This is a genomic window from Candidatus Spongiihabitans sp., from assembly GCF_965237845.1.
Classification (GTDB): domain Bacteria; phylum Pseudomonadota; class Gammaproteobacteria; order Arenicellales; family Poriferihabitantaceae; genus Spongiihabitans.
In genome coordinates, this window is sequence record NZ_OZ250154.1 from 1,178,963 (window position 1) to 1,191,433 (window position 12,471).

Here is a 12,471-nt window from a genome sequence, read left to right on the forward strand (position 1 = left end):
ATTAAGACAAGAAATTAACAGAGGCTGATATTTGTCTGCGCCACTTGCCCCTTTCCGGGATGGTGTTTCAATCGGGCAACCGGCAATAATTCCTGCAACTGGCGATGAAATTCACGAACTCCGTGTTCAATGGAGGACAGATTCGGTTGCGGGAAAACGCTGGATTGCATGCTGTCTTGAAGCCGGCGCACGAAGTTTTCATCTTCCGCGCTGGTTGCGTTATTAATGCGCCTGTTCAGGTATCGAACCGCATTGATTTCGGGGCGATGGTCGGGAAGCGCGTAGGTGCCGCCCCTGACCCGTGTTTTATTCGCAGACACAGGCAGGGTCATATAAAATTCAATGCTATCGGGATACAGTCCGAGTGCCATGCTCGGGAAAATTCCGCCATACAACCACAGTTTTTGGTTTTTCTCTGGCAGATGATCAAATCCAGGGAGCAACTTTTGATAGTTTCTCACGCTCCATAATTTTGCCGGCTGGTCATTGATGACACCAGATGAAACAGGCAAGCCATCCACCAATTGGTCGGAATAATTTTTGCCATAGAGTTGTTGCAGGGCGGGGTGGCCGACCGGGACATGATAGCCTTCGTTATCAATATCGTGAAACACTTTCCAGTTGTAGGGTCGAATATCGTCATACCGGGTATTTTCAAGCGGCTGCATGCGAGCAATTTTATACGGTGCGATTTCATTTTGCATTGGCAACAGCATTTCAGCCAGGGATTGTTTTGCGTTTTCAAAACGAATAAAAATGAATCCCATCCATACTTCGAGATCCAACGGCACTAATCCATTTCTCGATTTGTCCAGGTTGCGAAATGTATTTTCCGCGGGAACGCCGATCAATTTACCGTCAAGCTGGTAGGTCCAGCCGTGGAACGGGCAGGTTAGTGCATGGGCGCATTGTCCAGAGGGTGAGTCAAACAGTTTTGCGCCACGGTGACGGCAGACATTGTGAAAAGCTCGAATTTGGTTATCGTTTCCCCTGACCACCAACGCTCGTTCGCCAACCGCATCCATTGTCAGATAGTCACGGGGATTAGGCATATCATTTATATGCCCGACCAGCAGCCAGTTTTTCCTGAAAATCTGATTTTTTTCCAGTTCCAATAACTCTTCATCGTAATAAGTCCACGGCGCCAAACAGTCGCTTGTTTCCGAATTTATTCGGGCTTGGACTGGTTTTGCATTGTCGTTGGACGGCATTTTGAACGCGCATTGAAACAATAATTGAGCGATTATAATTGATTGAACAAACGCTCAATATAGAAAATAAGCATATAGAAAAAATACCCGCGCAACCTGCTGGCATTTCACTAGACTATTAAACCAAGTGCGTCACGCTAACCCTGTTCCCCCATTTACTTTGAAGATATTCCGAGACAAGTCGTCGATGGCAGTGATATGGCTGGTCTTCACTCATTGTCGGGGGTATTAATCAAAAGTTCCCGGTTCGGTAACGTTGTCCAGATTTGGTAGGACACCCTTTTTGTAATAGTTCATCCACGATTGAATCAGACGCCGAAGATAAATGATTGGCATATCATGCCGATAAAGATTTTTGTAGGTCTCGGCAAAAGCGGGGTCTTGGTGGTTGGCGTACCAGTGACGATGGTCGTCGGTAAGAAAACTCGGACAACCGCAGGGAATCAGTAATTTGAATGTAATTGTTAATCGTTACTAACATGGAAAAAGCATATATGTCAGAACTCAAATTAGCGCACGATACAGGGGTGGCCATAAGATGATCATAAAGGTGCCCCGCTTTATCTCCAGCTGCGGGGTAAAATGCGACTAGGTCGAAATCATTAAACATTGTCATTTGCCCCGTAACTGGACAAGGCAAGCAAATTTGTTTGTTTAAATTGCCATCGTTAACCAAATCGCGGACCGGCTCTTCGGACAAGACCACCATCATTTCGGCGATTTAATTGATTTGTACAATCGCATTGGCGCCGTCAGACGAATATATGCCGGGCAAGTCATCGAGGACAAACAAGCACGCGACGGCCGCTTTTTCTTTCAGAGCAGCGACAAAATCATCGTAGGCTTAATACATCTTGACAGTTTTTGACCGCTTTCACCATGTATCAATCGAGTTGAAATTCTCGCCGACCGGAGACGCAGCCCAGACAATTGGCCAGCCAATCCCGCAACAACTTTTCGGACTGAATCATAGCAACGCGATTAGTGTATCATGGAAGGGTCTGGTGAACTTTAGATGAGGTTTTTCTTGATTTCATGCGTAGTATAACAAACAAATGCAGCGCATAAACAATTCCTCGTCGGGCCGTGTCCGCTGGCACGGACTCGCGCTCGTCTGCACGCTATCAACGCTCGCGCAAATCGCGCAATTGGGGATTCTGCCGCCGTTGCTCGCGCTGATTTTGCAAAATCGCGGAATCCCCGCGGCGCAGATTGGCGTTTTCTCCGCCGCCCCGTGGTTGATGATTTTAGCGGTATCGCGTTTTGTTCCGCGCCTGATCACCAATCTTGGATTGGTTCGCGCCGGCGCGCTTGCGATTGCCGCGAGCATCGTCTCGGTCGCCGGGATGGCGGCGGCGAGTGATTTCTGGATTTTATTGGCGTTCAATTTCGCCACCGGTTTCGGGCTTATTTTACGCTGGATAGTTTGTGATCTGTGGATTTTACAAATCGCCGGCGAGAGCTGGCGCGGATGCGCGATTGGCACACACGAGACGTTGATGGGACTCGGAATCGCGGTTGGCCCCGGTATGTTGGTGGCCACCGGCATCGACGGCGCCGCGCCGTTTGCGATGTGCGCGGGAGTGCTCGCGCTCGCACTGGTTCCCCTCTCGGTGGCGTTGCAGTGGGATGCTCGTCCGGCGGACACGAAAAAATCCAGTGACGGCGACGGATTTTTTGTATTACTTGCGATTTTGCCGACGGCATTGGCGGGGGCGTTTGTCTGTGGATTTATTGAGACCTCGGCGATTTCTCTGTTGCCGGCGTCGGCCGCCGGACTTGGAATGAGTGCCGCTGCCGCCGCTTTGCTGGTTACCGCTTTCGGTGCTGGCAACACGCTTTTACAATTTCCCCTTGGCTGGCTTGCCGACAAAATCAGTTGCGCCCGTGCGCAAATTGTCGCCGCCATTGTCACCCTTGTCGGCGCCGCCGTATTCCCGCTCGCCATCGACGGCGACAATTTGCAAGCGGGCACCGGCGTTTTGCCATGGGTCGTTTTATTTTTCTGGGGCGGAGCGGCCGGGGGGATGAATACATTGGCGGTGATGGAGGCTAGTGAAAAAACCGGCGGTGCTCGTCTTGTCGCGGCATTATCGACCGTCGCCGTCGCTTACACCATTGGCGGCGTTATCGGTCCGGCGGCCTCGGGCGCGGCGTTGCAAATCTTTCCGCTGCACGGATTTATGCTGGCCGCGGCGGTTGCGGCAGTTGCGTTTCTTGTCGTCGTCGGCAGACGAAAATAAAAGATTTGCGCACACCGAATCGTGATCGCCGTCGCCGGGGTGCGTAATGATGAATATTTGTATTTTGCTGGCGAAGACTTCGGCGGACGCATTAAATGCCGTGCATGGCGCGTATCTTTCCGGTCAGCGCGCAGTGCTATGAGTTTGCGGCCCTGATTCATTGTTAAAACAAATGGTGTTCTTCCTGCCACGAACCCAGTCACAAACCGTCAGACTCGGCATCAATGACAGCCAACGCTATTCCCTTTTTTAGTTTTTCGACTAATTCATCTATTTGCGCTTCATTAATGATTAGCGGCGGCGACATAACACACATATTTATAATCGGCCTAACCAGCAGTCCGAGTTGCTGGCAATGCCGATCAATTCGATCTCCAATGGCATAGTCCATCGCATAATCCATCGCTGGCGTATTGTCGCCGTCTTTATTAATGTCGCATTGCACGCAAGCCATCAATCCGATTCCCCGAACATCGGTGACGACAGGGAGGTCATTCAAGGTTGCCAACTGAGCCTGGAAATAAGGCGCAACCTTGCGTACATGTTGCATGATGTTTTCCCGCTCCATGATTTCTATGTTTTTAAGCGCGGCGGTACAGGCTACAGGGTGCCCTGAATAGGTAAAGCCATTGGAAAAGACGATGCTGGAATCTTTTGCATCAATTGATTGCAATAATCTGTCGGATACCAGAAATGCGCCCAACGGCACATAACCCGAGGTGATGCCTTTGGCGCAAGTGATGATATCCGGGACGATATCGAAGACCGCTTGTGAGGCGAAAAAATGCCCCAATCGACCAAATGCAGTAACGACTTCGTCTGAGATATAAACCACATCGTATGTTCGACAAACCTGCAAACAACCAGCGTGGTATCCCTGAGGCGCCATAATCACGCCGCCCGAAGCCAGAATAGGCTCTGCAATAAATGCAGCTACTTTGTCAGGTCCTATTTCCAAAATTTTATTTTCGAGGTCGCCTACCCGTAACCTGCAATATTCTTGCTCACTCATTGCAACGGGTTTGTCCATCAAATTAGGATCGGCAATATGATGAAAAGTGTCATCCATGAAATCGAGATAGTTCTTGTCTTTGGATTTGCCGGATGCCGATGCCGAAAGATAAGTGCTGCCGTGGTAAGCATTTGTCCTGGAAATGATGTGTTTCTTTTGTGGTTGTTCAAGAACGTTGTTACGGAACATTACAAACCTGAGTGCTGAATCAACAGCAGTAGATCCGCCGGTCGTGTAAAAAACGTGGTTTAAATCACCCGGCGACAGTTGAGCAAGTTTGTCAGCGAGTTTCACCGCCGGCGTGTTGGTTAAACTCCATGGACTGACATAGGTTAATTGCATGATTTGATCGGCGATAGCATCGGCCATTTCCTGACGGCGGTGACCAATATTGACGCACCACATGCCTGCCGGACCATCTAATAACTTGTTGCCATCCGAATCCTCGATATAAACACCGTCAGCATTGGCGATTACCGTGCGTTTGTTCTGGCCGACTTTTTTAATGTCTTCCCAGGGATGCAAAAATTGATTATCCTGCAACTGGATGGATTCGGTGACTGGTTTTGACATGGCTGAATTAATTGTGAAATTAATGTTTTGTTGTGGAAATGATCATATCGGTTTGTGCACAAGGAATATAACCATCAAAAACTAATAAAAAGGCTCTTCTCCTGAAGGGCGGGTCTTAAAACGTTTATGCGACCAAAAATATTGTTCGGGCGCGTAGGCTATTAATTTCTCGATGGCCTGGTTCATCGTGGTCGCATCTTTCACGTCATCTCCTGACGGATACTTTTCTAATGGCTGTTCGAATATTATTTCAATTCCACGCCCGAATTTTCTTAACCGTGCCATGCACGGAACCACCTTGGCGTTACCCAACCGGGATATTTTATTTAACGCCGGATAGGTAGCGGTTTGTATATTATAAAAAGGCGCAAACACGCTGCGATTCCCCCCCGGGTCCTGATCCGGCAAGTAGTAAAAAGGCACCCCATTGCGGATTGATTTGATTAGGCTGGTCGAAGTGTCCTTATAGTTATAAATTCGGCTGCCAAACCGCGTTCGTTTTTGAAATATAAATTGATCGATGTATGGATTCTTGTGTTTCCGATACATGCTGGTCATTCTCATCTGGTTGGAAAAATAAAAACCGAGAAACTCAAGGGCAACAAAATGAGGAGCAAGAATAATTATATTTTGTTTGGCGTTAACCAGGTTATCCAGGACTTCTTTGTTTCTAAAAATTGTAAGGCGTTCGTATCTTGTCGTAGAACCCCACCATGCAATGGCCATGGTCATCACGCCGATTGTCATGGCGTGAAAATGATGCCTGGAAAGTTGTTGAATTTTTCCAGGCGGATAGTCTGGAAAGCAAGTTGTTAGATTAATTTTGGTAACATGCCTTCGGGAACCATACAGCCAGTACACAATTTCACCCAGGCCCACCCCGATAAAATAAATGATCGGCAAGGGCAGGTAACTGAAAACCCGAAGGAAAGCAAACAATAGTTTCTGCGGAAAATTTTTTAGTGAATAATTGCCTGAAACAGGTTTTCCGGTGGTGCTATGCATCGCTGTATTGTATTACGAGTTTGTAGAATATTTTAATAAAGCCTGCATTTAATTACGGCAAAATCTGACAGTCTATTCGGATAGTGATAAAATGAACCAGGAATTTGGTGTCCATGGATCATCGACTCCAAACTGCAAAAAGATTCATTATCACAGATATGAAACTGATTATCAGGACGATCGAAGTGAGCTGGCTAATAGAATCTCTGGTGCATAATAATTCTGGTGCATAATAATTAAGAGACCTGACAATTGGGATACAGAGTGTGACTGAAGGCCTTCAACTTACTGTGGAAATGGGTGCAGTAATGGCGATTCTGCTTTTGGCCATTTGCTTGTTTGCCTTTGAAGTTGTTAGAGTTGATGTGGCGGCGGTTTCAGTGATGGTGTTAATTGGATTAACTGCGCTCATTCCCGGCTACGATGGCATGGTTGCTTCAAACCAATTGTTTAGCGGATTTTCCAGCAACGCAGTTATTTCCATCATTGCGGTAATGATAATCGGCGCTGGCCTGGACCGTACCGGTGTGATGGGCCGGCTTGCCAATAAAATTCTTAAAATGGGCGGTAATACGGAAGGCCGGGTAATTATGATTCTTTCCAGTGTGGTGGGATTAATTTCCAGTTTCCTGCAAAATATTGGCGCCGCGGCATTATTTTTACCGGTGGTCAATCGGATTGCGCGGCGAGGAAATCTTGCGATTTCGAGGCTGCTCATGCCTATGGGGTTTTGTGCGATTTTAGGGGGTACGATAACCATGGTTGGGTCCAGTCCATTGATCTTGCTCAATGACCTGATCGCAAACTCCAATCAGGCGATGCCAGACCGACCAGTGGCAGTGGAGCAATTTGGTATGTTTTCGGTCACGCCCATCGGATTGGTATTACTTTTTTGCGGGATTTGTTATTTCGTATTTCTTGGACGTTTTGTATTGCCAGTGATCAAGGATAAGCCCGGCGAATCTGGCAACATGCTGAAATATTTTAGAGAAGTCTATGGTATTGAGGGCGAGGTCTATGAATGCGTGGTGACTAAGGAAAGCCCATTAATAGCGCGGACGCTTTCAGAAATCGACGCTGCCGGCAGGGCCGGATGGATTGTTGCAATCAGAAATGGCCATGAGTTAGTAGTCGCACCGCGGGGCGATACAGATTTTTGGGATGGCAGCGAAATGGCGATTATGGGCCGCAGAGATGCGGTTTATGAATTTGCCAAAGAATACGCATTGCATGTAAAAAACGAAATGGATGTATTTGCTGATGTGCTCAGTTCAAGCAGTGCCGGAATTGCGGAAGTTGTAATACCGCCTGACTCATCTCTAATCGGCAAATCGTTGCGGGAAGTTGAATTAAGGAAGCGCTATGACGCTACGGTGCTTTCTGTTTTTCGTGCCGACGATGTTATTGACAGCGGTATTCCTGAACTCGTGCTGCAATCCGGGGACACCTTGGTATTGCATATTAACTGGAGCAATCTGAGTTCAATTGCGGATGCCAGAAATGACTTTGTTGTGGTGACAGATTTTCCGAGAGAAGATGAACGACCAGAAAAACTTAAATTTGCGGCCGTATTTTTTGCGCTTGCGCTATTCCTGATTATATTTACCGATGTGCGTTTATCTGTTGCGTTGATGACCGGGGCGGTGGGTATGATTCTGACCGGAGTTATCAATATTGAAGAAGCTTACCGGGCGATAAGTTGGCGGAGCGTGTTTCTGCTCGCTAGTTTGATTCCGCTTGGCATTGCAGTTGAAAACAGCGGTACCGCTGCGTGGATCGCGCAACAAGTTTTGTTTTATCTCGATGGTGTGCCAATCTGGGTATTGCAAACTGTCATCGCTGTACTGGCCTCATTATTTACGTTAATCATATCCAATGTCGGGGCAACCGTGCTGTTGGTTCCATTAGCAATCAATATTGCAATCGGGGCCGGCACCAATCCAGCCGTATTTGCGCTGACCGTTGCGCTGGCCACATCCAATTCGTTCCTTATTCCTACTCATCAAGTGAATGCCTTAATAATGGGCCCAGGGGGTTATCAAGTCGCTGATTTCCTCAAGGCAGGCAGCATTATGACCATCATGTTTATCTTCGTTGTCGTGGCCATGCTGAATACGTTTTACTTATAGGACGGCTTCTAATAAACGAGTATTTAACCAGCGAGTTATTGTTCTTTGTCAACGAGGTCGACGCGACCAACCTGGTTATTTTGCCTCAAATGGTTAGTAAATTCATGGAATTGGGTGATTTTAATGCGAGTAATCGCCAAATTAAATTGCCAAACTAAATTGAATGATAAATTCGCGTACAATAGGTAGCTCCCGTTCAAGCCTTAGTTTCCAAGACAAGTTGTGAAATTTATCAGATTAGTTTTAATAACAATTGGTTGTTATATAGCCGTGGCAACCATACCCTGGCACGAGGCCCATGCACATCATTTGCTTCCTCAACACCAATTGAAATGTAGCGATAACTTTCCATGCCCGAAAGAATTGAAACGCAGGATCGATTTTTGGATACAGGTTTTTAAGGGTTGGGGCAAGGGAATCGCAATCTTTCACGACTCAAATACTCCAGAGCGGGTGTATTCTGTAGTTGACACTGGTGAAGGTTGCAGCAACAGGGTTTCCAGAAAATTAAAGAAAGAGCGGAAAAGGTTAAAAACAGCCTTGTACAATGTTGCGGCGAAAATCGAATCTGGGAGCAAACTAAAATCGGGTGACGAAATTCATTTGGCACAATTATTTCCAATACAAGCGCCCGGGTCTACATCCAGGTCAACGTCTAGGCAAATTCGATTTTCCGGAAAAAACATTCGTTGCCAAAGTGGTGTAATGGATAGTTTTTTAGAGGGCTTGCAACGGTTTCATCGCTACCGATATCTGGTTGACACCGTATTAAAACAATACCAACTGCCCTTGGAAATACGTTATTTGCCTTTTGTGGAATCTTCCTATAACCCAGTAGCGTATTCCAAGGCGGGCGCGGCCGGCATGTGGCAAATCATGCCGAGAACGGTGCGAACTCTGGGACTGGAATTAAACGCTACTATTGATGAAAGACTAGATCCGGAAGCGGCAACCCATGCTGCCGCCAGGTATCTGGTTAAATCCAGAAACTCATTAACCAAGCTCGCAAAATCCATAAACCCCAATATCACCCACCACGAAATAAATCCATTCGTCATTACCTCTTATAACTATGGTTTAAGTGGTATGCGCCGGGCGATCACCAGTATAAAACCCGATTATTTAAGTGTGCTGCAAAATTATAAATCCCCGAAATTTCAAGTCGCAGTAAAAAACTTTTACGCCAGTTTCCTGGCTGCGCGGCATGTTACCGTAAACGCGCAAAAGTATTTTGGCGGCGTTAATCTTGACAAACAAATTCAATATCAAACCCTGGTGCTAAAACATCCAACCTCTTTGATGCGAATAAAATCAATTTTCAAGGTAACCGAAGCCCAGTTAAAACCGTTAAATTTAGGTCTAACCCGATTTGTATGGAATGGCTGGCGCATGATTCCGGCAGGCTACCAATTAAAATTGCCTGGTCACAGCGGCCAATATCAAACCGCGATGACAAAGTTAGCATCCATGGCGCCTGAAACAGTTGCGCCAGGCTCAAGAAATTACATCGTTCGCAAGGGCGACACCGCCTGCGGTATTGCCAGGGCGTTGAGAGTGAATTGCCGAGCGTTAATTAACATTAATCGGCTTGGGAAAAGGGCGATTATTCGCATTGGGCAGAAACTGTCGATTCCTGGAAAGTTAATTGTAGTCGCTCAGGCAGGGAGCAAAGGAAGTGATAAGCCAGTAATTATCAAATCGAGTCAACCACGACCCAATGAAATTTATCGCGTCAAACGCGGAGATACCGCGTGCAAGATTGCCAGACGATTTAATGTCGGCTGTCGTGTATTGATTGGCGCGAATCAGTTGGATCGAAAAGCCACCATCTATGCAGGCCAAAAACTGACCATACCGGGGTCTATATCCCAATCCGGTCAGATAGCGGACCTGGATGAAAATAACATGTATATCGTGCGCAAGGGTGACTATGCCTGTTCCATATCCTCACGTTTCTCGGTGAATTGTGCTGCACTCAGAGACTTGAATAACTTGAATAAAAAAGCTGTTATTTTCCCCGGTCAAAAACTGAAAATTCCAGGCTTAGAGGTTCCTGACACCACGCAAACAGCGCAACAGTTAGCCCAAGTTGACCTCGAAATCGCTATGACCACGGGGCAAGCAGGCGGCCAAGTTGACGACGTGACAACTAATCAGGCCGCAGCGTATCCCGCATTATCAAATTTACTGGATACGTTGTCGGATTTAAGTATTTCAATTACCGGGTCAGCGGGGAATCCGGTTTACCGAATTTGGGTTGAAGCCGACGAAACGCTGGGACACTATTCTGACTGGTTGGGCCTGGGCTCAACAAAGGCGATTAGAAAATTAAATAAACTATCTTACGGACATACTTTACACATAGGAAGAACGCTGAAACTTCCTGTCACTTCGGGAGACAAGGTGACCGCATTTGAACATAAGCGTATCGAATATCATCAGGTGCTGAGTGAATCATTAAAAGAACATTATTCACTAACTGGAATCGAGCAATATACTGTTCAATCTGGAGACTCGATCTGGTTGTTATCCAGTCAGTCTGAATTTCCGGTGTGGTTACTATATCGTTTAAATCCGGCTTTAAAACTCTCAAGTTTAAAGACAGGACAAAAAATTTTGCTGCCAAAACTACAGGAAAAATAATTGGTAGGCGCATGTCCGGCTTTTACAAAAAATTGACCAATAGCTGGAATAAGCAAAACTCACTGCTTTGTGTTGGTCTTGATCCTGATGTAGCTAGACTCCCGAAATCCATTAAAAATGATAAGCACCCACTTTACCGATTCAACAAGGAAATAATTGATGCCACGGCGCAATGGGCATGTGCCTACAAGCCTCAGGCGGCTTATTACTCGGCAGTCGGTGCGGAAATTCAATTAGAAAAAACGATTCGCTATATAAAGTCTGAATATCCTGCCATCCCGGCGATCCTGGATGCTAAGCGCGGTGATATTGGATCCAGTGCACGCATGTATGCAATCGAAGCATTTGAACGCTATCAGGCGGATGCCGTAACGGTCAACCCATACATGGGCGGGGATGCACTTGAACCGTTTCTGCGCTTTCAAAATCACGGCATCATCGTACTGTGTCGAACCTCCAATCCTGGTTCTGGTGATTTTCAGCAACTGATCAGCGGCGACCGGGAGATCTATCAACATGTTGCTCATCTGGCAGCATTGCAATGGAACAAAAATAATAATGTCGCTTTGGTGGTAGGTGCAACATATCCAGAAGCGATTAAACAAGTCAGGCGAATCGTAGGCAACATGCCGCTACTGGTACCCGGTATTGGCGCGCAGGGCGGTGCTCTGGAGGGCGTGCTAAAAAATGGATTAACCGAACAAAAAAATGGCTTGATAATCAATGTATCCCGAGGGATTATATTTGCAAGCGAGGGACCAGATTTTTTAACAGCCGCGGCCAATCAGGCGCAAAGCATTTGCAAGCGGATAAATCAGTATCGCTCGATATGACAGAGGCATGCTTGTCATCCATGACCGACTCAGACAACAATCCGGCGCACAATGTCGGTTTATTGATTACCTGTTTGGCGGATTTATTCAGGCCGCAGGTCGGATTTGCGGCGGCACGCTTAATCGAGCAATGCGGGTGTAATGTTTCAGTGCCGCAACAGAGCTGTTGCGGTCAACCCGCATACAACAATGGCGATGATTCAAAAACGCGGGCTCTTGCAAAAAATATGATCGAGAAATTTGAACAATTCGATTACGTGGTTGCACCATCCGGTTCGTGTGCGGCCATGGTTAAAGCGCATTATCCAAAACTGTTAAGCGACCATCCGGATTGGTCGGGCCGCGCGCAAAATTTGGCCGACAGAACCTATGAACTTTCCCAGTTTCTGGTCGATGTAATGCGGTTAAAACTGCCGTTAAAATCGAAACAGCATGTGGGCGATACAAAGATTACTTACCACGATTCCTGTTCTGGATTGCGGGAGTTGGGAATTCGTTCTCAGCCTCGAAAACTTTTAAGCCAGCGTGCCGGGATCAGCATTGATGAGATGGATAATTCTGAAATATGCTGCGGATTTGGCGGTACATTTTGCGTCAAATACCCTGAAATATCCACACGCTTGGTCGATAATAAAATTTCAGGCATCGATAGAATTGAAGCAAATATTGTGTTGGGAGGCGACCTCGGTTGTTTAATGAATATTGCCGGGCGTTTAACACGATGCGGCAAACAAACTCAGGTTTTTCATTTTGCTGAATGGTTATTGGATGAACAGCCTGAAGCGGGCATCGCAGAGACAAAGCCAAAGACATAAAACAGGC

At 46.8% G+C, this 12,471-nt stretch carries 8 protein-coding genes; 5 read left to right on the plus strand and 3 right to left on the minus strand.

The features are described from left to right. Positions 1-14: 14 nt before the first annotated feature. Positions 15-1,211 (minus strand): aromatic ring-hydroxylating oxygenase subunit alpha, encoded by a 1,197-nt coding sequence (locus ACPXXB_RS05720; RefSeq protein WP_423910417.1) that lies wholly within the window; start codon positions 1,209-1,211, stop codon positions 15-17. A 1,055-nt stretch (positions 1,212-2,266) separates the two neighbouring features. On the opposite strand from ACPXXB_RS05720, the gene ACPXXB_RS05725 reads away from it, so the two are divergent. Further along, on the plus strand, positions 2,267-3,454 hold the full coding sequence (locus tag ACPXXB_RS05725; protein ID WP_423910420.1) for an MFS transporter: 1,188 nt from the start codon (positions 2,267-2,269) through the stop codon (positions 3,452-3,454). Between the two features lie 199 nt (positions 3,455-3,653). Here ACPXXB_RS05725 and ACPXXB_RS05730 read toward each other — a convergent pair whose 3' ends face one another. Together ACPXXB_RS05730 and ACPXXB_RS05735 are read right to left on the minus strand one after the other, a co-directional pair. Continuing rightward, positions 3,654-5,039 (minus strand): aminotransferase, encoded by a 1,386-nt coding sequence (locus ACPXXB_RS05730; protein WP_423910423.1) that lies wholly within the window; start codon positions 5,037-5,039, stop codon positions 3,654-3,656. A gap of 81 nt (positions 5,040-5,120) precedes the next feature. Next, the gene (locus ACPXXB_RS05735; protein WP_423910426.1) at positions 5,121-6,044 is read right to left on the minus strand and encodes a lysophospholipid acyltransferase family protein; all 924 of its coding nucleotides are present in this window, start codon (positions 6,042-6,044) and stop codon (positions 5,121-5,123) included. 266 nt (positions 6,045-6,310) lie between these two features. On the opposite strand from ACPXXB_RS05735, the gene ACPXXB_RS05740 reads away from it, so the two are divergent. From ACPXXB_RS05740 to ACPXXB_RS05755, 4 genes are all read left to right on the plus strand, one after another. Next, positions 6,311-8,173, plus strand: a complete 1,863-nt coding sequence (locus tag ACPXXB_RS05740) for an SLC13 family permease (RefSeq protein WP_423910429.1) — start codon at positions 6,311-6,313, stop codon at positions 8,171-8,173. A gap of 363 nt (positions 8,174-8,536) precedes the next feature. Continuing rightward, positions 8,537-10,816, plus strand: a complete 2,280-nt coding sequence (locus ACPXXB_RS05745) for a LysM peptidoglycan-binding domain-containing protein (RefSeq protein ID WP_423910431.1) — start codon at positions 8,537-8,539, stop codon at positions 10,814-10,816. Between the two features lie 11 nt (positions 10,817-10,827). Continuing rightward, the gene (gene pyrF, locus ACPXXB_RS05750; protein WP_423910434.1) at positions 10,828-11,649 is read left to right on the plus strand and encodes an orotidine-5'-phosphate decarboxylase; all 822 of its coding nucleotides are present in this window, start codon (positions 10,828-10,830) and stop codon (positions 11,647-11,649) included. A gap of 20 nt (positions 11,650-11,669) precedes the next feature. Continuing rightward, positions 11,670-12,464 (plus strand): (Fe-S)-binding protein, encoded by a 795-nt coding sequence (locus ACPXXB_RS05755; protein WP_423910436.1) that lies wholly within the window; start codon positions 11,670-11,672, stop codon positions 12,462-12,464. Positions 12,465-12,471: the final 7 nt, after the last annotated feature.

What these genes read in the sequence shown, in the direction of transcription:
- ACPXXB_RS05735 (WP_423910426.1), bottom strand. Translation starts at nt 6,044, where the DNA reads ATGCATAGCACCACCGGAAAACCTGTTTCAGGCAATTATTCACTAAAA.
- ACPXXB_RS05720 (WP_423910417.1), bottom strand. Translation starts at nt 1,211, where the DNA reads ATGCCGTCCAACGACAATGCAAAACCAGTCCAAGCCCGAATAAATTCG.
- ACPXXB_RS05730 (WP_423910423.1), bottom strand. Translation starts at nt 5,039, where the DNA reads ATGTCAAAACCAGTCACCGAATCCATCCAGTTGCAGGATAATCAATTT.
- pyrF (WP_423910434.1), top strand. Translation starts at nt 10,828, where the DNA reads ATGTCCGGCTTTTACAAAAAATTGACCAATAGCTGGAATAAGCAAAAC.
- ACPXXB_RS05755 (WP_423910436.1), top strand. Translation starts at nt 11,670, where the DNA reads ATGACCGACTCAGACAACAATCCGGCGCACAATGTCGGTTTATTGATT.
- ACPXXB_RS05725 (WP_423910420.1), top strand. Translation starts at nt 2,267, where the DNA reads ATGCAGCGCATAAACAATTCCTCGTCGGGCCGTGTCCGCTGGCACGGA.